Source organism: Sphingomonas sp. Leaf67, from assembly GCF_001421965.1.
Taxonomy (GTDB): Bacteria; Pseudomonadota; Alphaproteobacteria; order Sphingomonadales; family Sphingomonadaceae; genus Sphingomonas.
Genome location: NZ_LMLP01000001.1, coordinates 866,107 through 891,880, shown reverse-complemented (window position 1 = coordinate 891,880; position 25,774 = coordinate 866,107). Strand labels below are relative to the sequence as shown.

The following is a 25,774-nucleotide window of genomic DNA, read 5'->3' as shown; positions in this document are numbered from 1 at the left end:
GATCGCCGTATCGCGCGAAAATGTCGACCTATAGATGGAAGCTATGGTGAGCTTTCCCCGCGCCGGAAGCGAGGGGAGTCAGGTCGCAGGACAGTGCGCGGGCGTCGGGCGCAGCAGCACCCGTCCCGGCGCGGCACCGGTGGTCGCCCCGTCCTTCAACGCCATCCGCCCGTTCACGAACAACGCCTTGACCCCGACGCTCGGCACCCGCGGGTTCACGTAATCGGCGCGTGGCGCGTAGCCTGCGGGATCGAACACCACGACATCGGCATAGCGACCGGGCTTCAGATACCCGCGCCCCGCCATCCGGTACATGTCGGCGGTGGCACCGGTCGACTGGCGGATGAACTGGCCTAGCGTCAGCACCTTCCGCTCGCGGACATAGACCTGATATTTGCGGGGAAAGGTCGCGTACTGGCGCGGATGGCCGTTCGATCCGTCCGAACTGGTCACTACCCATGGCTGGCGCATGATCCGGTCGACATCGGCGTCGATCATGTTGAAGCTGGCGACCGAGACGCCGGCGGGTTCCTTGCCGGTCGCATCGGCCACGCGCAGGATGCGAATCGCCGCGTCTACGGGATCGATGCCCCATTGGTCGGCCATCTGTCCCAGCGTCCTGCCGGTCCATGGCATGTCCCCGCTGGTCAGCAGCAGCGATTCCCTGCCGCCGCGACGGCGCAGATTTTCGGCCATCTCGATCTTGATCTTGGCCAGCGTCGCCGGATCGTCGAGCCGGGCGATCAGTTTCGGATAACCGCCGTCATTCGCCCAGCGCGGGACGAGCGCGGCATCGACGCTCGACCCCGATGCCAGCCACGGATATTGGTCGGCGGTGACGTTCTGCCCGGCGTTGCGCGCTGCCTCGATCACGGCGATCAGCTCGGGTGCCTTGCCCTGCACGTCGACGCCGAGGGCTTTGAGATGCGCGAAATGGACCGGCATCCCCGCCTGCCGCCCGATCTCGATCGCTTCCTTCGTCGAATTGAGCAGGCCGATCGTATAGTTGGATTCGTCGCGCTGGTGCGTGTCGTACATGCCGCCCCGGATCGCCGCCTCGCGCGCGACCGCGACCACTTCGTCGGTCTTGGCGAAGCTTTGCGGAGCATAGAACAGCCCGGTCGACAGGCCGTATGCGCCGGCGCACATCGCCTTTGCCACCAGCGCCTTTTCCTGCGCCAGTTCGGCGGGCGAGGGGGCGCGGTCGTCCTGTCCCAGCACGCGTCCGCGCACCGCGCCGAAGCCGATGAACGGCGAGACGTTGGTGCCGATGCCCGCCTTGGTCAGCGCGGCGGCATCCTCCGCGACGTCGGGGGTGCCGTATCCGTCGACGCCGATCACGATCGTCGACACCCCCTGCGCCAGCCATGGCAGGTTAAGCCGCGCGGTGGCGTCGGGGGAGCGGATATAGCTGTCGGGATGGGTATGCGCGTCGATGAAGCCCGGCGCGACGATCGCCCCGCGCGCATCGACGATCTGCGCCGCCCGCGTGCCCCGTGACCGCCCGACATAGACGATGCGGTCGCCCCTGATCTCGACATCGCCGGTGATCGGCTGGCCCTCGCCACCGTCGTAGATAGTGCCGCCCCGGATCACGACATTGACGTCGGGTACCGGCGCGGCGCCGATCAACAGCGCGCACAGCGCGATCGGCGGCAGGCGGGTCATCGGTTCTTCCTCTTCAACGTCATCCGGCGCGCGACCTTGCCATCGATCGCGACGCGACTGAACAGCAGCGGCAGCATCCGCCCTTCGATCCACGGTGCATATTGGTCGCGATAATAGGGCGAGCGCGGGTCGTTCGACTGGCCGGGAAGGTTCAGGAACAGCGAATTGTCCCACGCGCCGACATCGATGACCTGCATATAGCTCGCCCCGCCGCCGACGCGCCAGCCGGGGCCGTCGCCCAGCCAGCGGGCCATGACCGTGAAGCTGTCGCCACCCGATCCACTGCCCTCGATCGCGGGAAAGGCGGCGGCGATCGCCGGGATACGCGACAATGGATGCGCGATCCGTACCTGATGCAGCCGCCCCCAGCGCCACGTCGCCGGATCGGGACCGAGCAAGCCCTGCGCCGTCTCCCAAGACGACGCCAGCGCATCGCGCAGCATCGCCGGATGCTGTGGCAGCAAGTCCAGCAGCACCGAGGGATCGATTTCGGTCACCAGCGGCCTGGCCCGGGCGGGGACGATCGTCGCCAGCATCCGCTGCGACAGGTCGCGCCACAGGATTTCGAACAGCGCCGCCGGACCGCTGTCCGCCGCCAGCCGCCCGTCCCAGCGGCGCAGCATGTCGCCGGCGGGCGAGGGGGTGGGGGGCAGCAAGGCCACCAGTTGTCGCGCCGGGGTCGACAGCGTGTCGAATTGCAGCGCCACGCTGTCGGCGACGCTATGCTTGGGCTGGCGGGCAAGCACCTCGGCGATCCGTTCGTAGCGATAGGGCGCGCGGAACGAGAAGGCGGGGATGCGGTCGCGCGGCCAGTTTGCCGGCAGGTTGTTCTGGTTGGCCGACGCGAACCAGCCGTTCTTCGGATTATACTCGTTGGGCAGCGCGGTGAAATCGGTCATGCCGGTCCAGTCGAACCGTCCGTCGCCCGGCACCGGCAGCAGTCCGTCGCCCTGTTTGCGCACCGGCGCGAAGCCGATCACCTGCCACCCGGTATTGCCGTCGATATCGGCATAGTGAAAGTTGGTCGGCGAGGGGTGGAGGCGGAACGCCTTGCGCAGCGATGCCCAGTCGCGGGCGAGGTTGATCGCGATCATCGCGAACGATCCGCCGCCGCCCGGCAGCATCGCGATCGACGCCAGCACGCTCGCGCGCCGCTTGGCCGGATCGTGCATCACCACCGGTCCCTGCACCGAATAGCGCAGCGTCGCGACATAGGGTGCGCTGCCCTTGACCGGGATCGCCACCTCGACCCGCTCGAACCGCTTCCACCCGCCGTCATGGCGGTAGCGTTCGGGATCGGCGGGATCGAGGTCGAGGATGAACAGGTCCTGCTGATCGATATGGAAATTGGTCCGGCCGAACGCGAAGCGATCGGTATGGCCCTGCATGATCCCCGGCAGCCCCGGCGCGCCGCCGCCGATCACGTCCAGTCCCGGTGCGCTCAGATGCACGACATGGCGCGGCCCGAACCCGCCAATGCCCAGATGCGGATCGTTGGCGAGGATCGGGCGGCCGGTCGCGGTGCGGCTGCCCGCCACGGTCCATGCGTTGCTGCCGGCATTGGCGCGCTCGGCCGGTCCCTCCGCCGGCTCGCGCACCGGGGTATCGGGACCGAAGGGCAGGCCGCCCTGTCGCAACACGCCGAGATCGGCGGGCGACATGGCGGTCACGTCCAGTCCGGCAGGGACGGTCATCCGCCACGCCGGGCGCAGCGGCGCGACGATCGCGTCGAGGTCGAGTAGTCCGATCGCCGCCAGCTGCGCGCGGCGGACTTCGTCATCGGCGTTGCCGATCGCGCTGCCGCGCGCCAGCACCATATCCTCGATCGCCCATTTGATCGGGGTCACGCCAAGGATCGCATATTCCTGCGGCAGCAGCGTGCGATCGGCCAGCACCTCGTCGATGCGGGCGTTGATCCCGGCGATATAGGCGCGGGCGCAGGCCAGCACGTCGCCGGGCACGCGGCGCAGTTCGGCATGCAGGTCGCCGCGATAGTGGAACAGCCGAGCCGTCGCGTCGTGTTTCGCGAAATCCTCGCCGAACGCCTCGGCCAGTCGGCCCAGTTCACGGCGATGCGCCAGATCGATCTGGAACAACCGGTCGCGCGCGACGACATAGCCCTGTCCGTAGAAGGCGTCAGGGATCGTCGCGGCGCGGATATGCGGCACGCCGTGCACGTCGTCGACGATCTCGACCGGTGCGGTGAGCGTGTCGCCCCGCGGCGCGAAGGCGCGTGCCTCCAGCGCGAACGGGGTCAGCGCCAGTGCGGCGGCCGATCCGGTCAGAAAGGCTCGGCGGTGCATCATCGGCGTCCCTTGCGTTGTGCCGTCCCTCGTCCGACGGCGACGGGCCGATCCTATGTCAGCGTACCGGCGACCGGGTATGACAACCACTGTCCGCGCCATAGGGCATGTTTATGGCATAGGCATCGTTGGCCTCTCGTAATCCGCCAACTTCATCGTCACGCCGGGCTTCGCCGGGGTACGGCTCGGTTTGGTTTGGCGCGCGACGTTCGCAGAAGTCTCGGTCGTGCCCGGGGTGACGAAGCGGAAGCCGGTCACCAAACCATAACACCCGTCTATGCCCTGCCGAAACGATAGCATCACGTCTCGCTTGACGCGCATCCCTGCCGACGCGCAGCTTCGCCGATATCCGACACGACCGGCGCGCGAACGACCGGGTCGGCGGATGCCGCAGGAAAGCGCAATGTCAATGTATCGGCCCGAACCGGGGCCATAGGGGGCCATTATGACGACTTCGATGCACTTTCGGCGGTATCTGCCTGCCCTTGCCCGCGCCTCCAGCCTCGTCGCGCTGTGCGTCGCCGCGCCGGCCTTTGCCCAAAGCGCCGATCCGGTCGCGGTCGAGCAGGCCCCTGCAGGGCCGCAGGCCGATGGCGGTCCCGACATTCTGGTCACCGGATCGCGCGTCGTCCGCGACGGGTTTCAGGCGCCGACCCCGCTGACCGTGCTGACGCAGCAGGATATCCAGAACGGTTCGCCGTCGAACAACATCGCCGATTTCGTGAACCAGCTGCCGGCGCTCGCGGGCGGCTTTACCCCGGCGAACTCGCGGCTGAACCTGTCGAGCGGGCAGGCGGGCATCAACACCATGAACCTGCGCAATCTGGGGTCGGAGCGGACGCTGGTGCTGCTCGACGGTCGCCGTTCCGTCGGCTCGACCGTGACCGGACTGGTCGACGTCAACACCATCCCGCAGGCGCTGGTGAAGAGCGTCGAGGTCGTCACCGGCGGCGCGTCGTCGGCCTATGGCTCCGACGCGGTCGCTGGCGTCGTCAACTACGTCCTCGACAAGGACTATACCGGCCTGAAGGTCGCGATCGACAACGGCGTCACCGACAAGGGCGACGGCGGCAATTATTCGATGAGCGTCGCGGGCGGCTGGTCGTTCGGTGGCGGGCGCGGGCACCTGCTGCTCAGCGGAGAGGTCGCGCACCGCGACGGCATCTTTCAGGTCGATCGCGACTGGAACGCGACCGGCTATGTCCGCATCCAGGACCCCGCCTGGACCACCAGCAGCACGACGCCGCGCTATCTGATCCGTCGTCAGGTGGGTGCCGCCAACTCGACGCCGGGCGGCCTGATCACCGCGTCGGCGGGCGCCACCGCCAACAGCCTGCGCGGCCTGTATTTCGGCGATGGCGGGCAGGTCCTGCGCTACCAATATGGTGCGCTCACCTTCCCGTCGCCCACCGGCAGCGCCCCGCCGACGCTGACGCAGGGGGGATCGTGGCAGGTCAATGATTCGGGCCGCCGCATCGGCCTCGACCCGCGCGACGATCGCCACGGCGTGTTCGGGCGGCTGAGCTACGAAGTCGCCGACGGCGTCGAGCTGTTCGCGGAAGGGGCGTATAACCAGCAGAAGATCTTCTTCAACGCCGGGCCGAACCTGTCGACCGGCGTCGCGCTCAACGCCACCGGTTGCGGTGCCGCGGCGACGTCGGCCGCAGCACCGCTGACCTGCAACGCCTTCCTCTACAACGCGCTCGGGCGCGCGGCGCTGACCGGCGTTACTGGCGTCACGCTGGCTACGACCGCCGCCGACCTGCCGTTCCGCGCCGTCGACAACGAGCGGGAAGTGCAACGCTATGCGATCGGGGCGGAGGGCTCGACCGAAGTGTTCGGCAAGCGCGCGACGTGGAACCTCTATGGCCAATATGGCCGGACCGACCAGCATTCGCAGCTGCGCAACATCATGAACAACGCGGCGATGAACAACGCGACCGCCGCCGTATTCGCGCCCGCTGGCAATGCCGCCGGCTATGCGGCGGGGTCGATCCAGTGCCTCATCAACGTCGACGCCAACCCGAACAACAACGACCCGGCCTGCGTGCCGCTGAACCGGCTGGGCGTGGGCGTCGCGAACCCCGCCGCCTTTGCCTATATCCTCGGCAATCCGTATCGCGACGAGCTGATCGAGCAATATAACGCCGCCTTCAACGTCTCGGTCACGCCGTTCGCGACCTGGGCGGGCGATGTCAGCGTCGCGCTGGGCGCGGAATATCGCAAGGAAAAGATCCGCGGCTCGGTGCCGGCCGAGTTCCAGCCGGTTTCCTCGACCGACGCCAATGGCCGCCCGATCACGTCGAACCGCTGGTCGGTCGGCAACTACCTGCCGACCAATGGCGAATATGACGTGAAGGAAGCCTATGTCGAAACGGTGGTCCCGCTGGGCATGGGGCTCGAATTCAACGGTGCCGCCCGCGCGACACGCTATTCGACCGCCGGCTATGTCACGACGTGGAAGGCTGGCGCGACATGGCAGCCGATCGAGGACATTCGCTTCCGCGCCACCCGCTCGCGCGACATCCGCGCACCCAACCTGAACGACCTGTTCCAGGGCGGCTCGGCCAACAGCGATGCGATTCGCAACCCGATCTACACCGCCGACGGCGCCAACGGGCCGGCGACGTTCAGCTATTCGGGCTTCGTCACCGGTAATCGCGCGCTTGGCCCCGAAAAGGCCGATTCGTGGAATGCCGGCGTCGTCATCGCGCCGCGTTTCCTGCCCGGCTTCAACCTGTCGGTCGATTATTTCCGCATCGACGTGAAGCAGGCGATCACGACCTTCAGCGCGCAACAGATCGCGGACCTGTGCTATTTGCAGGACCAGCAGTCGTTCTGCGACGCGATCTCGGTCGATCCGGTCCGCACGCAGAATCCGGCACAGCCCTATCTGCTGATCCGCAGCCAGCCGTTCAACGCCGCGAGCCAGCTGGTGAAGGGGGTCGATATCGACGCTTCCTATCGCCTCGCGCTCGATGAATTGTTCGCCAGGGCGGAGGGCAATTTCACGGTGCGCGGTATCGCCACGCGCTACATCGACAATCTGCTCGACAATGGCGTGCCGGGCACGGTGGTGCTGAATTCGGTCGGGGTGAACGGTGGTCAGTTCAGCACGCCCAAATGGATCTACCGCGTCAGTGCGGCCTATGACACGCCCGACTTCTCGATCACCGCGGTCGGTCGCGGCGTCAGCGCGGGACGCTATGCCGCGAACGGGATCGAATGTTCGACCGCCTGCCCGCCAAACGACGCCAATTTCTTTACCTATGACGACAACCGCGTCTCGGGCACCTTCTACGCCGATCTCAACCTGACCCAGAAGATCCGCTGGGACGGGGCGGAGGCGCAGTTCTTCGTCAACGTGACCAACCTGTTCGACCGCTGGCCGCTGCTGCTGCCGGAAACCGGTCTGGCGGCGAACCCGACCTATTCGGACCTGCTGGGTCGCCGCTTCCGCGTCGGTATCCGGATGCAAACGCGCTGAACCACGTTGCCCGACCGCCGGGTGTCGGCGGCGGTCGGGTGGCGTTCCTGCTCGGGCGGCCACGCTGCTGCGTCAGTCGCGCGCCGTCGCGGCTGCCAAGATTGGTTCCAACGGTTCGTCGCAAAGTTCCAGAATGCTGTACCCGTGTTAAGCAGGTCGCAATCACGCGTGGATACAGACACGCGCAGGAACTTCGATGCGACATTTTCTCGTTCATCTTCTGCTTCTCGCAGTCCTTGCGGTGGCCCGGCCGGTCATGGCGGCCGCGCCGGCGGATGCGTGGGACGGCTGGCGCACCGCACGGTTCCTGACGCTCGATGCGACCGCCGGACTGCCGCATGCCACGACGACCGCGATCGTGCAGGGCAGCGACGGGCTGATGTGGATCGGCACGCGCGGCGGGCTCGCCCGCTATGACGGCCAACGGCTCAAGGTCTTTCGACAGGTCTTGCGCGACCGGGCCAGCCTGCCCGACAATTATATCCGTGCGCTCATTCCCCTGCCGAATGGCGGGATGCTGGTCGGTACCAATGTCGGCGGTGCGGTCCGCTTCGATCCCGTTTCGAATGCGTTCGTCGCGTTGCGGGGGGCGGCGGGGGTCGGCATCGGCACCCGCATCCTCGCACTGGCGTCCGATGGACAGGACGGGGCGCTGATCGCGTCGGACCATGGCGTGTTCCGCTACGACGCGCGGCGCAACCGCGTGGTGTCGCTGACGGAACCCGGCAGCGATCTGGCCGGCGGTGCCCTGGCGGTCTTTCGCGATGCCGACGGCACTATCCATGCCGGCGGGGAAAAGGGACTGTTCGTCCGCCGGACACGGGACCGCGCCTTTTCCCGCGTCGCGACCCCGACGATCGGCGATGTGTGGGCGATCCAGCGCGGGCCGTTCGGCCGGTTGTGGATCGGGACCGGCGCGCAGGGCATCATCGTACAGCTGACCGATGGCCGCTTCGTCCGGCCGCGCGCGCTTTCGGGTGATGCCCCGCTGATCGGCCACCGCACCATCCGCGCCTTTGCGACCGGGCCGGACGGGACGCTCTGGGCCGCTACCGATGGCATGGGCCTGTTGCGCATCGCGACGCGTGCGCCGTTCTCGGTCAGCGCGGTGCGCAACATCCCCGCCAATCACGCCTCGCTCGCCGGCGACACGGTCCGCGACGTGACCATCGACCGTACCGGCCGCCTGTGGGCGGCGACCGATGTCGGGGCGTCGCATACCGACCCGGCGCTCGATTCGATCTTCACCGTGACCAACGCCATGCCCGATCCCCGCCGGTCGCTGGCCGATCGCAACGTACGCGGGCTGATGGTCGACAGCCACGACCGGATCTGGGCCGGATTCAGCAACGGGGTGATCGACCGGATCGATCGTGTCGGCGGTACCATCCGCCATCTGCGCCTTTCGGGCGAACAGGCCGGACAGGATGTGACCGCGTTTCTCGAACAGCCTGACGGGACGGTGCTGGTCGGTGCGCGCGGCATCGTCGCCATCGATCCGGCGACGATGACGCCCCGGTCGCTGCCGGTGCCGCTGCCCGGCGACCTGCCGGTAATCTCGCTGGCGCGATCGGGCGACCTGCTGCTGATCGGTACCTACAAGGGGCTGTTCGTCTGGCACGCACGCACCCGGCAACTGCGCCAATATCGTCATGTCGATGGCGACCCGACCACGATCGCCAACAATGAAGTCATCAAGATCGTCGATCCGGGCGACGGCCGGCCATGGATCGCGACGCCCGGCGGGCTCAGCCGGTTCGATCCGGCGACCGGACGCTTCGTCGTCTATCGCAACGATCCGGCCGATCCGGCCAGCCTGCCGCAAAACTATACCGGTTCGATCGTGCAGTCGGGCGGCGCGCTGTGGGTCGGCACCTATGGCGGCGTCGCGCGCGGCACGGCGACGCCGGGCGGCCTGCGTTTCCGCGCGATTACCGAGGCGCAGGGACTGGCCAGCGATAACGTCGCAGCGGTCCTGCCCGACCGGCGCGGCCGGGTGTGGGCGACGGGGGCCAGTGGCATCTCGGTGCTCGATCCACAGGGGCGCCGGGTGCGCGTGGTCAGCCGGCGCGACGGTCTTCCCCCCGATACGTATAATCAGCGCGTCGCCGCGATCACGCGCGACGGCGACCTGCTGTTCGGCGGGACCGGCGGCTTGCTGGTGCTGCGGCCCGACCGGATGCTGACCGCGCGATCGGTGCGATCGCCGACACTGGCCCCGACCGATATCGAACAGGACGGCCGCACCCTGCCGTTCAACCCGTTTCCCGGGCGGCAGGCGATCCGTAGCGATGGCCATGCGCTGCGCGTCGCCTTCGCCCTGACCGATTATGCCGCGCCGCAGGAGGTGCATTACCGGTACCGGTTGCAGGGGTTCGACACTGATTGGGTCGGACTGCCCGATCCGGTGCCGGCGACCGCAATCTATACCAACCTGCCCGGCGGCGAATACGTGTTGCAGCTTCAGGCACAGATTCCGGGCGTGCATCCGCGCACGGTCACGACGTCGGTCGACCTGATCGTCGCGCGCGCGTGGCATGAACGATGGTTCGTGCGGCTGGCGATGGCGGTCGTCGGGCTGGCCGGCGTGTTCGGCATCGTCCACGTGCGGACCATGGTGCTGCGCCAGCGGACCCGCGCGCTCGAACGGATGGTCGAACAGCGGACCGGCGAACTGCGATCGGCCAATGTCACCTTGTCGCAACTGGCCAGCACCGATCCGCTGACCGGCCTTGCCAACCGCCGCACGCTGCTGGCGCGGCTGGAGGCGGCGCGCGAGACGGCGATGCGCAGCGGGCGCGGCTATGCCGTGGCGATGCTCGACATCGATCATTTCAAACGCGTCAACGACGGCTATGGCCACCACACCGGCGACATCGTGGTACAGGCGGTCGCCGCGCGCGTGGCCGGCGGGGTGCGCGCCGTCGATTGCGTCGCGCGCTATGGCGGCGAGGAACTGGCGATCCTGTTCGCCGACAGCGGTCTGGGCGATGCGGCGACGATCACCGAACGCTTGCGACAGGCGGTGGCGCGCGCCGTCATCGACGTGGACGGCGTGGAGATCCGCGTCACGATCAGCGGCGGGGTCGCGGCGGCGACCGGGGACGAACCGCCCGCCGCCGTGTTGCACCGGGCCGACCTCGCCATGTACCGGGCGAAGCGCGCCGGCCGTGACCGGATTGAATTGGCCGATGACCGCGACGACGCCGCGCTCGAACAGAGGGTTGTTCTCTAAAGCACTGCCATCCGGCGCCGGTCGTCGATGGCAAGTGTCAACATGATCCGCGTGGAACAGATCGCGCAATCCAGCGCGGATGCCCTGCCGGCATCGCATTGCAGGCAGTCGCGGCGCGGGCGCGTGCCATCGAGCATCCCCAGCACCAGCCGTTCGTCCGCCGATGCGGCCCCGCGCCGCCCGGTCGCGATCGGCCGGCCCAGCGCGCTTTCGTACATGCTGAACAGGCTGTCGAACACCGGTGCCAGCACGTCCAGCCCGACCGGCCGCAGCAACGCGTACAGGCAGTTCTGCGCATTCTCCCGCTCGTCCCGCGCGGTCCGCCAGCAGCGCGCGATCGTGGTGACCAGCGCCGAACGGATCGGCGACCGCATGCTGCCGGCGGGTGCTGCGACGGTGCGGGGTGGGGATGGGGCAGGGGCCATGATCCGTCTTCAATGGTGTGACCGGACAGTCATGCGTTAAATGCAAACGACTCGCAATAGTAATATGGGGTCAGCGGGGTGCGGTATGTGTAACCTTCGTCACCTTCCGAAACTGCAACACCCCGTCGTCCAGCCGCCCGAACCGGAACGCCGCGTAATCGAGGAAATAATTCTGCCGCAACCGCCACGGACTGCGTGATCCCTGTCCCGGCAACCGCGCCTCCGCCCGCTGGACATAGCCCGAACTGAAGTCGAGCAACGGTCGCCGCTCGATCCCCGCGCCCGGCGCGGCGGGCACGCAATAGTCATGGCCCCGCCGCCGCATATGGTCGAGCACCCGGCACATGCGCCGCGAGACGAGGTCGACCTTCAACGTCCACGATGCGTTGGTATAGCCCATCGCGAACACCAGATTGGGTACGCCCGACACCATCATCCCGCGATAGATCATCTGGTCCTGCGCCGCGAACGGCACGCCGTCGACCGTGATCGCGACCCCGCCCATCAGATGCAGTCTCAGCCCCGTCGCGGTGACGATCACGTCCGCCGCCACCCGCTCGCCCGATCCCAGTTCCAGCCCCTCGGGCGTGAAGCGCCGGATGGTGTCGGTGACGATCGCCGCCGATCCGTCGTTCAGCACCCTGAACAGATCGGCATCGGGCACGAGGCACAGCCGTTGGTCCCAAGGGTCGTAGCTCGGGGTAAAATGCCGGTCGACGTCGCGCATCTGTGGCAGCGCGGCGCGCGTGCCCCTCAGGATGAACGCGCGCATCTGCTTGGGCCAGGCCCGCGAAAACTGGAACGCGGCCAGCCCCATCGCGACATTCTTCCACCGCGCCAGCCGCCCCGCCGCCGCGACTGGCAGCCAGCGATACAGCAAGTCGGCGAGCGCATCCTGCGACGGATGCGCGACGATATAGCTTGGCGACCGCTGGACCATGGTCACCTGTGCGCCCTGTTCGGCGAGCGCCGGCACCAGCGTTACCGCCGTGGCACCGCTGCCGATCACTGCGATCCGCTTGCCCGCGACGGTCAGATCGGCGGGCCATTGCTGCGGATGGACGATCCGTCCGGCGAACGTCTCCTGCCCCTCGAACTGCGGAGCGTAGCCGCCGGCATAGTTGTAATAGCCCGATCCCATGAACAGGAACCGGCAGCGGACGACATGCTCGCCGCCCTCCGCCTGACAGCGCAGCGTCCAGCGCGCATCCGCCGACGACCAGTCCGCCGCGACGATGCGGTGGTGGAAGCGGATATGCCGGTCGATGCCGAACATCCGCGCCGTATCCTCGATATACTCGCGGATATCGTTGCCGGCGGCGATCGTCTTGCGGTCGCGCCATGGCCGGAACGGAAAGCCCAGCGTGTGCATGTCGGAATCCGACCGCACGCCCGGATAGCGGAACAGGTCCCATGTCCCGCCGATCGCCCCCCGCGCCTCGAAGATCGCGTAGCTCTCGTCGGGGCAACGCGTTTGCAGGTGATAGGCGGCATCGATGCCCGACAGCCCGGCGCCGACGATCACGACGTCGAGTTCGGTGGCGGGCGGGGTGGGGGCGGGCGCGGTCATCGCGCGCTTATCCGCCCGCCCGCGGCCCTTGCCAAGCGTCAGCGCGTGCCGAGCAGCAGCGCGGTCAGCACCGGATCGCCGGTCCGGCGCGGATCGGCCCGGATCGCCGCTTCCTCACGGCCGATCGCGCGGAAGATTGCGTTGCCGGCCTGATCGGCGGCGCTGTGCGCCAGCGCGCCGTAATCGATGCCGGTCTGCGCCGCGACGATCGCCGACAGGATTTCGGCGGTATCGGAGCGAAGGCCGCGCGAAAATTCGGGGAACATCGCGTCGATCACCGCGCCCCGCGCCGATCGCGCGAGCAGGTCGGTGGCGGCGGTCGGCCCGCCGCGCAGCACCGCCACCGCATCGGCCAGCGTCAGGCCGCGGATCGAATCGAGTACCACCGGCGTCGCACGATCGGCCGCGTCGACCGCGATATCGTTCAGCGCCAGCGCGACCCGCGAGCGCACCGCATTGGTCCGCAGCATCGCCGCCAGCACGTTGTTCTGCCCGGCGGTTTCCGGCAGCGTCAGCCGCGTCAGCTGATCGTCGTAAAAGCCGCCGGGGCGGATCAGCCGTTCGAATGCGCGCTGGCTCGACAGGGTCAGCAGCCGCCGCACGCCCGCCTCGACGCCATAGCTGCCGAGCGGGGTGGCGCAGCCGCCGAGGATGGCGACCGGCAGCATCAGCGCGGTCGCGCCGAGGATGCGGCGACGGGACATCGGGGCATGGATCATGGGCCGGTTCTCCAGGGGTAGATCGCGCTGCCAACGCAGCCAGGTGCTCCCGGTGCCGCCACCGGCGTGAACCGACGTTGAACCGGGGGTCGTTTTGCTTCCGTTTCGCGGGTTTGGACCATTGCCGAGCGCCGCGTAGCGCCCTAGCTACCGGACCATGGCTGATCCCTATGCAACGCTCGGTGTAGCGCGCGACGCGACCGAGACGGATATCAAGAAAGCGTATCGCAAGCTCGCCAAGGAGCTGCACCCCGACCGGAACAAGGACAATAAAGCCGCGTCCGACCGGTTTTCGAAGGTCACGCAGGCCTATGACCTGCTGACCGACAAGGACAAGCGCGCGCGCTTCGACCGGGGGGAGATCGATGGCGACGGCAATCCGGCGTCGCCGTTCGGCTATGGTGCGGGCGGCGGCGGGGCCGGCGGATTTCGCGCCGGGCCGGGCGGGCGCGGCGGTTTCGACATGGGCAGCGATGCGCAGGGTGGCGACTTTTCGGATATTTTCGAAGGGCTGTTCGGCGGACGGACGGGTGCCTCCGGCGGTGGCGGCTTTGCCAGCGGGTTCGGCAGGCGGCCGCAGCCCAAGGGCGGCAACGTCGCCTACAAGCTGAAAGTGCCGTTCGAGGATGCGGCGACGCTCAGTCCGCAGCGTATTACGCTGGCCGATGGCAAGACGATCGACCTGAAACTTCCCGCCGGGGTCGATGGCGGCACGCAGATGCGACTGAGCGGCAAGGGCGATCCGGGGCCGGGCGGGCCGGGCGACGCGATCGTCACCATCGAGGTCGAGCCGCATCGTTTCTATACCCGCGACGGCGACGATATCCGCATCGACCTGCCGATCAATCTGGCCGAGGCGGTGCTGGGGGCGAAGGTGCGCGTGCCGACCGTCGAGGGCGCGGTGATGCTGAGCGTGCCCAAGGGCGCGACCTCGGGCAAGACGCTGCGGCTGAAAGGGCGCGGTTTCCACCGCAAGGACGGGACGCGGGGCGATCAGTTGGTGACGCTGATGGTCGATCTGCCCGCCGACGACGCCGCGCTGACGGCGTTCGTCGAGGATTGGGACGGGCGGACGACGGACCCGCGCGCACGCTTCGGCGTTTGATGCGGTCCTGACCCGGCCGGAGCGCATTGCATGAATCAGCCGTCCCCGGAAAGTCCCGAGGTCCGCCGTCATCGGGGCCGACCCGCCCTGTCGCGCCTGCGCCCCTCGGCACGGGCGATCGAGGTGGTGAAGCGTGTCGCGATCGGGACGTTCAACGACGGCTTCACCCATGCCGGCAATCTCGCCTATCTTTCGCTGCTGACGCTGTTCCCGTTCTTCATCGTCGCCGCGGCGATCGCGCGCGCGGTCGGGCGCAGCGGCGACAGCATCCATGCGGTCACCGCCTTCCTCGAAACCGTGCCGCGCGACGTGGCGGTGGTGCTGGAACAGCCGATCCTTGACGTGTTGCAGGCACGATCGGGATCGCTGCTGTGGCTCGGCGCGCTGGTCGGTCTGTGGACGACGACCGGCTTCATCGAAACGGTGCGATCGATCCTGCGGCAGGCCTATGGCATCCCGTTTTCGCGGCCCTTCTGGGAATATCGGCTGGGATCGATCGGACTGATCGTCGGATCGGTGCTGATGCTGATGATCGCGTTCAGCCTCCAAGTCGTGCTGGTCGGCGTCGAGCAGCTGATCTACCGCGTGCTGCCGTTCCTGCAGCCCTACGCGGCCTATCTGTCGATCGCGAAGCTGTTTCCGGCACTGGCGCTGTTCGTGGCACTCTACACGCTGTTCTATTCGCTTAGCCCCAAGAAATACCGGACGTCGAATTGTCCGAAATGGCCGGGGGCGGTGGCGACGGCGACCGTATGGATCGGCACCACGCAGCTGCTGCCGCTGGCGATCGACGCACTGGGCGGATATGACCGCACCTATGGCAGCCTTGCCGGCGTCATGATCGCGCTGTTCTTCTTCTACATCGTGGGACTTGGCGTGGTGATCGGCGGCGAATTGAACGCGGCGCTGGCGGAAACGCCCGACCCTGCGCTAGAGGGTGCGGCTACAGACGAAAAAGGGAAAGTCGCGTGAACGGTTTGATGCAGGGCAAGCGCGGGGTCATCATGGGACTCGCCAATGATCGGTCGCTGGCCTGGGGCATCGCCAAGCAGCTGGCCGCGCAAGGAGCCGAACTGGCCTTCACCTATCAGGGCGAGGCGCTGGAGCGGCGCGTCCGTCCGCTGGCGGGCGAACTGGGTTCCGACTTCCTGATCGAATGCGACGTGGCCGATATGGGCGCGCTCGACACGGCGTTCGACACCATCGCCGCGCGCTGGCCGACGATCGATTTCGTCGTCCACGCTATCGGCTTTTCGGACAAGAACGAACTGCGCGGGCATTATTACGACACCAGCCTCGACAATTTCCTGATGACGATGAACATCAGCGTCTATTCGTTCACCGCCGTCGCGAAGCGTGCGCGGGCGTTGATGCCGAACGGCGGATCGCTGCTGACGCTGACCTATTACGGGTCGGAAAAGGTCGTGCCGCATTACAACGTCATGGGCGTGGCCAAGGCGGCGCTCGACATGTCGGTCAAATATCTGGCGATGGACATGGGCCCGGAGAATATCCGGGTGAACGCCATTTCGGCCGGTCCGATCAAGACGCTGGCCGCCAGCGGCATCGGCGATTTCCGCTATATCCTGAAGTGGAACGAGCTGAATTCGCCGCTGCGCCGCAACGTCACGATCGACGATGTCGGCGGGGCGGGGCTGTATCTGTTGAGCGATCTGGCGAGCGGCGTCACCGGCGAAATTCATCATGTCGACGCCGGCTACAACGTCATCGGCATGAAGGCCGAGGACGCCCCCGACATCGCGCTGGCCTGACGGTCATGAGCGTCATCCGCGCGGCGAGCGGCGCCGACGCACCGGTGGTCGATGCGCTGCTGCGCACCTGTTTCCCGCGCGATCAGGAGGCGCGGTTGGTCCAGCAACTGGCGATCGAAGGTGATCTGGTGCTGGTGCTGGTCGCCGAGGATGACGACGCGGTGGTCGGCATGATCGCCGCCAGCCGGATGCAGGTGACCGCCGACACGCGCGAAGTTGCGGCCGTCGCCATCGCGCCGCTGGCAGTGGCGAAGACCGCGCGGGGGCAGGGCGTGGGCGAGGCGCTGGTCGTCGCCGCCATCGCCCATCTGCGCAGCGCCGGGGTCGAACTGGCGTTCGTGCTCGGCGATCCGGCCTATTATGGCCGGTTCGGGTTCGAGGCGATAACGGCATCGGGCTTCGACAGCCCCTATGCCGGGGAATATTTCATGGGCATCCGGCTGAACGACGGGCCGTGCATCCACACGCCCGGTACGGCTGCCCATGCACGCGCCTTTGCGGCGCTGGGGGAGGACGCATGAGCCACAATAGTTTCGGCCACCTGTTCCGCTTCACGACGTGGGGCGAGAGTCATGGTCCGGCGCTGGGAGCGGTCGTCGACGGCTGCCCGCCGGGATTGTCGCTGAGCGAAGCCGATATCCAGCCGTTCCTCGACGCACGGCGGCCCGGGACCAGCCGGTTCACCACCCAGCGGCGCGAGCCGGATGCGGTGCGGATCCTGTCGGGCGTGTTCGAGGGCCGGACGACGGGGACGCCGATCAGCCTGATGATCGAGAATGTCGACCAGCGGTCGAAGGATTATTCGGACGTCGCCAAGGCGTATCGCCCCGGCCATGCCGATTATGCCTATGACTCCAAATACGGCTTTCGCGACTATCGCGGCGGCGGGCGGTCGTCGGCGCGCGAGACGGCGGCGCGGGTCGCGGCGGGCGCGGTGGCGCGGTTGGTCATCCCCGACGTGACCATCACCGCATGGGTCGAATCGATCGGCGGCGATGCGATCGACCCGGCGAACTTCGATGTGTCAGAAATCGGTCGCAACCCGTTCTTCTGCCCCGATGCGGCGGCGGCGTTGCGCTGGGAGGCGCTGGTCGACGGTGCGCGCAAGGCCGGATCGTCGCTGGGCGCGGTCGTCGCCTGTCGTGCCGAGGGCGTGCCGGCGGGCTGGGGCGCGCCGCTCTACGCCAAGCTGGATGCCGAACTGGCGAGCGCGGCCATGTCGATCAATGCGGTCAAGGGCGTGGAGATCGGCGACGGCTTCGCGGCGGCGGCGCTGTCGGGCGAGGCCAATGCCGATCCGATGCGGCCGGGTGAAGGTGGGCCGTCGTTCCTTGCCAACCATGCCGGTGGCATCGCTGGCGGCATCTCGACTGGCCAGCCGGTGACGTTGCGGGTCGCGTTCAAGCCGACCAGTTCGATCCTGACGCCTGTCGAGACGATCGGGCCCGATGGGCAGGCGACGACGATCGCGACCAAGGGGCGGCATGATCCCTGCGTCGGCATTCGCGGCGTACCGGTGGTCGAGGCGATGGTCGCACTGGTGCTGGCCGATCAGAAACTACGGCACCGCGGGCAGATCGGGTGATGGCCGGCCGCCGGTGAGCCACGGTCCGGCGCAGGAATGACCATATTTTACGATGGGTTGAGTGAAGCGGACGGACCCTTCGGGCCGTTCGCGACTTGAGTCCCCTGCTTGATGCAAGGAGACACTCGATGCGCAAGACCATTTTCGCGAGCCTGCTGATCCTCAGCGGCGCGACCACCGCAATCGCGCAGGTACCGACCACCCGGAACCAGCCGACTTCACCGAACAGTACCCCCGGTCCGGTCGATCCGGCCCGTCCGACCCAGCCGTTGCCGCAGACGACCGGCCCGACCAACCCGGTCCCCGAAAGTCCGGCCCGACCCGGCGAATCGACGACGGGCGACACGACGACGACCGACGACACGACCCCGCCGACCACGACGGGCGATGCGCCGACCACGACGCCGCCCGCCGGAACGACCGGCACGCCGCGGTAACAGCCAGCCGCAAAAAAAGCCCGTCCGGAGCGATCCGGGCGGGCCTTTTGCCGTGTGCCGTCGAGGGGCGATCAGTCGGCGAAAGGATCGCGCACGAGTATCGTGTCGTCGCGTTCCGGGCTGGTCGATACCAGCGTCACCGGGCACTGGATCAACTCTTCGATGCGGCGGATATATTTGATCGCCTGTGCCGGCAGTTCGGCCCAACTGCGAGCGCCGGCGGTCGATTCCGACCAGCCGGGCATGGTTTCGTAGACCGGCTCCACCTTCGCCTGATCGGCGGCGTGCGGCGGGAAATAGTCGAGCACCTGATCGCCCAGCCGATAGCCGGTGCAGATCGCCACTTCCTCGAACCCGTCGAGGACGTCGATCTTGGTCAGCGCGATGCCGGTGATGCCGCCGACCGCCGCCGCCTGTCGCACCAGCACGCTGTCGAACCAGCCGCAACGACGCTTGCGGCCGGTCACGGTGCCGAATTCATGCCCGCGCACGCCGAGGCGCTCGCCGGTTTCGTTCTCGAGTTCGGTCGGGAACGGCCCGGAGCCGACCCGGGTGGTATAGGCTTTGGCGATGCCCAGCACGAAGCCGACCGCGCCCGGCCCCATGCCCGAACCGCCGGCGGCGGTGCCGGCGATGGTGTTGGACGAGGTGACGAACGGATAGGTGCCGTGGTCGATATCGAGCAGCACGCCCTGCGCCCCTTCGAACAGGATGCGCTTGCCGGTCGCCTTGGCCTGCGCCAGCATCCGCCAGACCGGCTCGGCATAGGGCAGGACGAAATCGGCGATCTCGCGCAGTTCGGCGATCAGCCGTGCCCGGTCGACCGGAGGCTCGCCGAAGCCGGCGCGCAGCGCGTCGTGATGCGCGGTCAGGCGGTCGAGCTGCGCTTCGAGATCGTCGAGATGGGCGAGATCGCAGACGCGGATCGCGCGGCGGCCGACCTTGTCCTCATAGGCGGGGCCGATACCGCGACGGGTGGTGCCGATCTTGCCGGCCCCGCTCGCATCCTCGCGCAGGCCGTCGAGGTCGCGGTGGAAGGGCAGGATCAGCGTGCACGTCTCGGCGATCATCAGCGTGTCGGGCGTGACCGAGACGCCCTGTTCGCGCAGGCGTTCGATTTCGGCCTTCAGCGCCCACGGATCGAGGACGACGCCGTTGCCGACGATCGACGGGGTGCCGCGGACGATGCCAGAGGGGAGCAGCGACAATTTATAGACGGTGCCGCCGACGACCAGCGTGTGGCCGGCGTTATGGCCGCCCTGAAACCGCACGACCATGTCGGCGCGCTCCGCCAGCCAGTCGACGATCTTTCCCTTGCCCTCGTCACCCCATTGGGCGCCGATCACCGCTACGTTCGCCACGTCCTGAAACCCTCATGCCTGTCGGTATCGGCGCTGCACTAGGCCCCTCGCGCGGCTACGTCCACCTTGGCGACGGATCGCGTGTCAGGAATGTGACGATAGAGTTCGGCTTCCTCGCGCCGGATGCGTTCGCCGAGCCGGGCATACAGCGTGCGGGTGTCGCGTTCGAAGCCGTCGGGATCGCGCTGAATGCGTTCGGCGGTCCAGTCGAGCATATAGCCCCTGAACGTGTCGGCGAGGCCACCGAGTTCGGTGGCGAACCGGTCGGCCAGTTCCGCCGTTTTTCGGTCGGCGCTGCGACGGAGCATGGGGTAGAGTACGCGGTCCTCGGTCGCGAGATGGGCGAACAGCTGCCGGCTGAGCGACCAGCGCGTCGTCGCGATCGGTGCCGGATCGATCGGTCGCGCCTCGGCATGGCGCAGAAGATCGGTCGCCACCGACGCCAGTTGCAGATGTTCGAGGATCAAATCTTCGGCACGGAGCATGGCGGCGGTCCTGCGAATGGGCGATCGGTTTTCGATATGCCCAACTGGTTAAGAATCGGTGCGGCCCGGCCCTCGACATCGCTGGTGCGGGCGCGCAGAACCGGGACACAAAAACAACGATCAGGAGAGCGCATCCATGAAACTCGCCAGCCTCAAGCACGGCCGGGACGGTCGGCTGGTCGTCGTGTCGAGCGACCTTGCCTGGTATGCCGATGCGAGCGCGATCGTGCCGACGTTGCAGGCGGCGCTGGACGATTGGGACCGGGTCGAGGGCGATCTGCGCAACCTTGCCACCGATCTCGACCATGACGTGATCCCCAAGGACCGGTTCCACGAGCGCGAGGCCGCATCGCCGCTGCCGCGGGCGTATCAGTGGGCGGACGGATCGGCCTATGTGAACCATGTCGCGCTGGTGCGGCAGGCGCGCGGGGCGGAGATGCCCGACAGCTTCTGGCGCGACCCGCTGATGTATCAGGGCGGGTCGGACGGCTTCCTCGGCCCCCGCGACCCGATCCCGGCGGGCGACGATGGCTGGGGTCTGGATTTCGAGGGCGAGGTGGTGGTGGTCACCGGCGACGTCGCCATGGGCGCGTCGCGCGACGAGGCACTGGCGGCGGTGCGGCTGGTCGGGCTGACCAACGATGTGTCGTTGCGCGGGCTGATCCCGCAAGAACTGGCCAAGGGGTTCGGATTTTTCCAGTCGAAGCCGGCTTCCGCCTTTTCGCCGGTGTTCGTCACCCCCGATGCGCTGGGCGAATGGTGGAACGAGGGAAAGCTGCACCGCAAGCTGAACGTCGATCTGAACGGGCAGCCGTTCGGCCGGGCGGACGCGGGTGAGGACATGACGTTCGATTTCGGCACGCTGATCGCCCATGCCGCGAAGACACGGGTGCTGGGTGCCGGCACCATCATCGGGTCGGGCACGGTGTCGAACCGCGATGCGGATGGCGGACCGGGCAAGCCGGTAGCCGGTGGCGGGGTCGGATATTCGTGTCTGGCAGAGATCCGCACGGTCGAAACGATCCACGGCGGCAAGGCGGAGACGCCGTTCCTGAAGGCCGGCGACACCGTCCGCATCTGGGCCGAGGACGATCGGCATCACCCGATCTTCGGCGTGATCGAGCAGACGGTGGCGTGAGATGCTGCGCCGGTATCGTCTGTTGACGCCGTTCCTGCTGGCCGGATGCGCTGCGTCCGGTCCGGCGCCGCCGGTCGCCGTCACGGCCCCGGCGGCGGGGCTGGCGACCCCGGCCGACCGGTTCGGGCCGTTGTTCGAGGCGGTGCAGATGCGGCGCATCTTTCCCGACGGCAAGACCTTCGTCGATGCGGTGCCCAAGCGCGCCGATGCCGCGATCCTTGCCGATTTCCGGCGCGGCGACTTCCGGGACGATGCGGCGCTCAAGGCGTTCGTCCTGGCCAATTTCGACGTGCCCGGGCTGCTGCCGGTTCCCGAGTCCGATCACGGCCCGCGCCTGCCGATCGAGCGGCATATCGCCGGTCTGTGGCCGCATCTGACTCGCGATCCGGTGGCACCGCCGCCGGGATCGAGTGCGCTGGCAGTGGCCGACCGGTTCGTCGTGCCCGGCGGGCGGTTCCGGGAAATGTATTACTGGGACAGCTATTTCACGATGCTGAGCCTTGCCGCCGACAACCGGCAGGACCTGATCGAATCGATGGTCGCGGCGTTCACCGATCTGGTCGAGCGGTACGGCCATGTGCCCAACGGCACGCGCAGCTATTATCTCAGCCGGTCGCAGCCGCCGTTCCTGTACCTGATGATGGGGCTGTCGAAGGAAACCGACCCGGCGGTGCTGGCGCGGCGGGTGGCGGCGCTGAAGCGCGAACATGCGTTCTTCACCGCAACCGAGCGGTCGGTGACGCTGCCCGACGGCGCGGTGCTGCAACATTATTGGGATGCGCGGACCACGCCACGGGACGAATCGTGGCGCGAGGATGTCGAAACCGCAAAGGCCAGCGGCCGACCGGTGGCGGAAGTGTATCGTGAGCTGCGGGCCGGGGCGGAGAGCGGTTGGGATTTTTCGTCACGCTGGCTGGCCGATGGCACCACGCTGACGACGATCGACACGACCAACATCCTGCCGGCCGATCTCAACAGCTTGCTGTGGGGCATGGAGCGGGCGATCGCCGATGGTGCGGCCAAGACCGGCGACGCGGCGACGGCGCGGGACTTTGCCGACCGGGCGGCGAAGCGCGGGGCGGCGATCGAGCGCTGGCTGTGGAGCGAGGCCGGCGGGCGCTATGGCGATTACGACGTCAAGCGCCGGCAGCTTCGCGGCGGGGTGACGGCGGCAACCGCCTATCCGCTGTTCGTCGGGTTGACGACGGGCGCGCGCGCCGACCGGGTGGCGGCGACCATCGAGCGACAGTTGCTCGCACCGGGCGGGCTGCGATCGACGCTGGTCGATACCGGACAGCAATGGGACAAGCCCAATGGCTGGGCCCCGCTGCAATGGATCGCGGTCAGCGGGCTGGACCGTACCGGCCACAAGCCATTGGCGGACACGATTTCGCAGCGGTTTCTGGCGAGCGTCGCGCGCGAATATGCGGCGTCGGGCAAGCTGGTCGAGAAATATGACGTCGAGGAGGTCCGGCCGGGCGGGGGCGGCGAATATCCGCTGCAGGACGGCTTCGGGTGGACCAATGGGGTCACGCGGGCGCTGATGGTGCGGGCGCGCGGAAGTTGACGAAGTTGACAGTGTGTCAGGGTTTGTAGCAGGCGGGTGGTGTTAGTAGGTCGTTCATCTGGAACGGCTTTTAAGGTGACGATGCGGCGTTGGCTGTGCGGAAGTTGACACGGTCGCTGCAATTCGTCGCTGCGGTGCAGGTTGAAGCCTCTCGCGGCGATGGTGGCGTGCTGTCACCGGGAGATCCCAGCCTTCGCCGGGATGACGTGGTTGGCGGGCAGACCTGTCAAAGAACGGCGTGGGAATGACATTCGTCGCGGTTGTAGGAAAGCGTCACGCCGTCCACGCCGCGGCGTCGTCCTGCTGGCCGATCAGCGCGAGGCCGTGGGCGACCGAGGTCAGTTCGTTGCCCGACGCCAGCCGGTCCTGCCCGAACCGGTCGGCGAAGGCGCGGCGGATGGCGGGGGTGAGCGAGGTGCCGCCGGTCAGGAACACGCGGTCGATCGCGCTGGCTGCCAACCCGGCGGCGTCGAGCGCGCGGTCGACGGTCGCCATGATGCGGGCGAGGTCGTCGGCGATCCAGTGCTCGAACTGGTCGCGGGTAACCTCCGCCTCGATCGCGATGCCGCCCCCTGCGAAGGTGAAAGTGGCGGCGTCGCCCTTCGACAAGGCGCGCTTCACCTGTCCGACCGCGTCGTAGAGGGGATAGCCCTGTTCGCCCTCGATCACCGCGATCATCCGTTCGATCGCGTCGGGGTCGGTCGCGGCGCGGCGCAATTTGTCGAGTTCGGCCATGGTCTTGCGGTTGCGCATCAGCGCGAGGCGCGACCAGTCGGTGAAGTCGGTGAAATGGCCCGCCGGGATTTCCAGCACCTTGTCGAACGAGCGATAGGTGCCGCCCTTGCCGAGCAGCGGCAGGACGAGTTTGTCGAGGATGCGGCGGTCGAACTGGTCGCCGGCGATGCCGATCCCGGCATGGCCGAGCGGTTGGGCGCGACGGTCGGCACCGGGCGCTTCGAGGCGGACCACCGAAAAGTCGCTGGTGCCGCCGCCGAAATCGGCGACGAGGATGGTGGCGGCTTCGCGCAAGGTCGCGGCATGGCTGAACGCGGCCCCGAGCGGTTCGTAGACATAGAGGATTTCGGCACCCAGCGCGGCGAACATCGCGTCGTAGCGCTGACGGGCGAGCGCTTCGTCGGGGCGGTGGCCGGCATAGGTGATCGGGCGGCCGACGACGATCCGCTTCGCGTTGGTGAGGGCACCCTGCGCGCGGGCCGCCAGCCGGTCGAGAAAGGCGCGGCCGAGATCCTCGAACCGGTAGCGTTTGGTGAAGATCGGTGCGGTGTCGAAGCTGGGGCTGGCTGCGACCGATTTGAACGATTGCAGGAAGCGGCAACCTTCCGGAAAATGGAGATATTCGTCGATCGCCCACGGACCGGCCTCCACCGCGATGCCGCCGGGAACGTCGTCCTGCCAGAAGCACAGCGCCGAGCGGAAGACCGGATCGGCACCGTCGGGACCGTCGAGCGGGACCAACTGCGCATCGTCGGCCGTCGCGCGGGCGAGGACGGAATTGGTCGTGCCGAAATCTAGGCCGAGGGACATGGGGAAGCTCCGGGCAGCGGCGGGCCGCCGTACACCGGTTGCGTGGGTTTGTCTCGGGGGGTGTTGGGCGTCGCGCCTCTCGCACCGTCACCACGGACCAGGACCGATCGACCTTCGGCGATACCCACGGAATTTCGTCATTCCCGCGCAGGCGGGAATCGATGGACGCCGGGGGTTTGGCTGGACCCGCGACGCTGGCGTATAGGGACTCCCGCCTGCGCGGGAGTGACGAAAGAGATGGAGCGCTATTCCTGCACCCGGCGAACTCAATATCGATCCCGCTTGGGTCATGGGCCTCTTGGGCAGGCTGATAGCCGTGAAGGATTAGCCATACCCCGGCGGAGGCCGGGGTCCAGTTGGGAAGACGTTTCGGTAGGTTGCCAACCTCCACCCAACTGGGCCCCGGCCTTCGACGGGGTACGGTTGGGGGGGGACGCTCGCGGTGTTCTCGACCTGAACGGGGGTCCCGCTTGTTCTTCGGGCAGGGGCCGAAGAAGCGGGACCGCGGATCAAACCCAGACCTCTGCGAAAGTATCGATTCCTGCCCCCTGCCGTACCCCCGCGCAGGCGGGGGTCCAGGGTCCCGAGCGCAAGCCGTTGTTCTGCCTGGCTCTGGACCCCCGCCTGCGCGGGGGTACGGAGAGTTTTTGGCTCAGCTGGCGGCTTTCGCAGACGTCTCGATCAAGCCCGGGGTGACAGGTAAGTCGCTTGACGCTTAGCGGGTCGCTCCCGTCCGGGCCGGGGCGGGGGCTGCGGCGAGCGGGGCTCCGGCCGGTGCCGCGCCGGTGGGCGGGGGCGGAAGCTGGCCGTTGGCTGGTGGCGGCGGGGGAGCGCTGCCGTCGGCGGGCGGTGGCATTGCGCCGGGGGCACAGGGTGCGCCGGGGCCACCCGGACCACCGGGACCGCGTGCGCCCTCGGGGCCATGCTTCGGGCCGTGGCCGGGACGCGGCGGCGGTGGGCCGACCGGGGTGACCTTGCCATTCGCGTCGACCAGATAGGAGGCGCGGAGCTGGCCGTCGTCGTAGCGGCCCTGCACCTGCACCGGTGCGCCCTTGGTCACCGAGGCGTCGCGCCCGGCGTCGACCATCGTCCGGCCAGTGCCGTCCTGTACCACGAAGCGGTCGCCGAAGACTTCGGCGACGCGGCCCTTGACCGTGACGACGCCGTTACCGCTGGCGAGCTTGGCGACCGGGGTGGCGATGGTCGGGGCCATTTCGACCGCCGGCCGGGTCAGCGACACCGCGCTCGCCCCGCCCGCCGCGCCGATGGCAAGGCCGATCGCCACGCCCAGACCCAGCTTGCCCGGACCACCGAGAGAAAATTTAGCCATGTGTTTCGCTCCATTCGTTGTTCGATGAAGCCGTTCTAGCGA

At 67.9% G+C, this 25,774-nt stretch carries 19 protein-coding genes; 10 read left to right on the top strand and 9 right to left on the bottom strand.

Annotated features, from left to right (window positions below):
* Window positions 1-78: 78 nt before the first annotated feature.
* Both ASE90_RS04310 and ASE90_RS04305 read right to left on the bottom strand, forming a co-directional pair.
* Window positions 79-1,668, bottom strand: a complete 1,590-nt coding sequence (locus tag ASE90_RS04310) for an N-acyl-D-amino-acid deacylase family protein (protein WP_055996362.1) — start codon at window positions 1,666-1,668, stop codon at window positions 79-81.
* Window positions 1,665-3,974 carry a penicillin acylase family protein gene (locus ASE90_RS04305; RefSeq protein WP_055996358.1) on the bottom strand — a complete coding sequence of 770 codons (2,310 nt, stop codon included), beginning with the start codon at window positions 3,972-3,974 and terminating at the stop codon, window positions 1,665-1,667. Before ASE90_RS04305 ends, ASE90_RS04310 begins: the two co-directional genes overlap by 4 nt.
* Window positions 3,975-4,416: 442 nt before the next feature.
* Between ASE90_RS04305 and ASE90_RS04295 the strand changes: the two genes are divergently transcribed.
* Entirely contained in the window at window positions 4,417-7,458 is a 3,042-nt protein-coding gene (locus ASE90_RS04295; RefSeq protein WP_055996352.1) for a TonB-dependent receptor plug domain-containing protein, read from the top strand.
* Window positions 7,459-7,654: 196 nt separating this feature from the next.
* On the top strand, window positions 7,655-10,693 hold the full coding sequence (locus tag ASE90_RS04290; RefSeq protein ID WP_055996349.1) for a diguanylate cyclase: 3,039 nt from the start codon (window positions 7,655-7,657) through the stop codon (window positions 10,691-10,693).
* Here ASE90_RS04290 and ASE90_RS04285 read toward each other — a convergent pair.
* The 3 genes from ASE90_RS04285 to ASE90_RS04275 form a co-directional block, all read right to left on the bottom strand.
* Window positions 10,690-11,067, bottom strand: a complete 378-nt coding sequence (locus tag ASE90_RS04285) for a hypothetical protein (RefSeq protein WP_055996346.1) — start codon at window positions 11,065-11,067, stop codon at window positions 10,690-10,692. The genes ASE90_RS04290 and ASE90_RS04285 overlap by 4 nt on opposite strands.
* A gap of 121 nt (window positions 11,068-11,188) precedes the next feature.
* Window positions 11,189-12,688: a flavin-containing monooxygenase gene (locus ASE90_RS04280; RefSeq protein WP_055996343.1), complete on the bottom strand. Its 1,500-nt coding sequence runs from the start codon at window positions 12,686-12,688 to the stop codon at window positions 11,189-11,191.
* Window positions 12,689-12,726: 38 nt separating this feature from the next.
* Window positions 12,727-13,407, bottom strand: coding sequence for a DUF4197 domain-containing protein (locus tag ASE90_RS04275; RefSeq protein ID WP_082449388.1), 681 nt, complete (start codon window positions 13,405-13,407; stop codon window positions 12,727-12,729).
* A 157-nt stretch (window positions 13,408-13,564) separates the two neighbouring features.
* On the opposite strand from ASE90_RS04275, the gene ASE90_RS04270 reads away from it, so the two are divergent.
* The 6 genes from ASE90_RS04270 (at window position 13,565) to ASE90_RS04245 (ending at window position 18,306) form a co-directional block, all read left to right on the top strand.
* The gene (locus ASE90_RS04270; protein ID WP_055996340.1) at window positions 13,565-14,512 is read left to right on the top strand and encodes a DnaJ C-terminal domain-containing protein; all 948 of its coding nucleotides are present in this window, start codon (window positions 13,565-13,567) and stop codon (window positions 14,510-14,512) included.
* A 30-nt stretch (window positions 14,513-14,542) separates the two neighbouring features.
* On the top strand, window positions 14,543-15,484 hold the full coding sequence (locus ASE90_RS04265) for a YihY/virulence factor BrkB family protein (RefSeq protein ID WP_055996337.1): 942 nt from the start codon (window positions 14,543-14,545) through the stop codon (window positions 15,482-15,484).
* A complete protein-coding gene (gene fabI / locus ASE90_RS04260) occupies window positions 15,481-16,284 on the top strand; it encodes an enoyl-ACP reductase FabI (RefSeq protein ID WP_055996334.1) in 804 nt (267 codons plus the stop codon). The genes ASE90_RS04265 and fabI overlap by 4 nt, the downstream gene beginning before the upstream one ends.
* A gap of 5 nt (window positions 16,285-16,289) precedes the next feature.
* Window positions 16,290-16,805: a GNAT family N-acetyltransferase gene (locus ASE90_RS04255; protein WP_055996331.1), complete on the top strand. Its 516-nt coding sequence runs from the start codon at window positions 16,290-16,292 to the stop codon at window positions 16,803-16,805.
* Window positions 16,802-17,869: a chorismate synthase gene (aroC, locus tag ASE90_RS04250; RefSeq protein WP_055996328.1), complete on the top strand. Its 1,068-nt coding sequence runs from the start codon at window positions 16,802-16,804 to the stop codon at window positions 17,867-17,869. The genes ASE90_RS04255 and aroC overlap by 4 nt, the downstream gene beginning before the upstream one ends.
* A gap of 128 nt (window positions 17,870-17,997) precedes the next feature.
* Window positions 17,998-18,306, top strand: a complete 309-nt coding sequence (locus ASE90_RS04245; RefSeq protein ID WP_055996325.1) for a hypothetical protein — start codon at window positions 17,998-18,000, stop codon at window positions 18,304-18,306.
* Window positions 18,307-18,377: 71 nt separating this feature from the next.
* Here the strand turns inward: ASE90_RS04245 and ASE90_RS04240 are convergent, their stop codons facing one another.
* Together ASE90_RS04240 and ASE90_RS04235 are read right to left on the bottom strand one after the other, a co-directional pair.
* Window positions 18,378-19,667 (bottom strand): adenylosuccinate synthase, encoded by a 1,290-nt coding sequence (locus ASE90_RS04240; RefSeq protein ID WP_055996322.1) that lies wholly within the window; start codon window positions 19,665-19,667, stop codon window positions 18,378-18,380.
* Window positions 19,668-19,705: 38 nt separating this feature from the next.
* Complete coding sequence (locus ASE90_RS04235; RefSeq protein WP_055996317.1) at window positions 19,706-20,152, bottom strand: hemerythrin domain-containing protein; 447 nt, start codon at window positions 20,150-20,152, stop codon at window positions 19,706-19,708.
* Between the two features lie 136 nt (window positions 20,153-20,288).
* On the opposite strand from ASE90_RS04235, the gene ASE90_RS04230 reads away from it, so the two are divergent.
* Together ASE90_RS04230 and treF are read left to right on the top strand one after the other, a co-directional pair.
* Window positions 20,289-21,290, top strand: a complete 1,002-nt coding sequence (locus ASE90_RS04230; RefSeq protein ID WP_055996314.1) for a fumarylacetoacetate hydrolase family protein — start codon at window positions 20,289-20,291, stop codon at window positions 21,288-21,290.
* Between the two features lies 1 nt (window position 21,291).
* On the top strand, window positions 21,292-22,857 hold the full coding sequence (gene treF / locus ASE90_RS04225; RefSeq protein WP_055996311.1) for an alpha,alpha-trehalase TreF: 1,566 nt from the start codon (window positions 21,292-21,294) through the stop codon (window positions 22,855-22,857).
* A 273-nt stretch (window positions 22,858-23,130) separates the two neighbouring features.
* Here the strand turns inward: treF and ASE90_RS04220 are convergent, their stop codons facing one another.
* Together ASE90_RS04220 and ASE90_RS04215 are read right to left on the bottom strand one after the other, a co-directional pair.
* The gene (locus ASE90_RS04220; RefSeq protein ID WP_055996308.1) at window positions 23,131-24,402 is read right to left on the bottom strand and encodes an Hsp70 family protein; all 1,272 of its coding nucleotides are present in this window, start codon (window positions 24,400-24,402) and stop codon (window positions 23,131-23,133) included.
* A 715-nt stretch (window positions 24,403-25,117) separates the two neighbouring features.
* Window positions 25,118-25,732 (bottom strand): hypothetical protein, encoded by a 615-nt coding sequence (locus tag ASE90_RS04215; protein WP_055996305.1) that lies wholly within the window; start codon window positions 25,730-25,732, stop codon window positions 25,118-25,120.
* Between the last annotated feature and the right edge of the window lie 42 nt (window positions 25,733-25,774).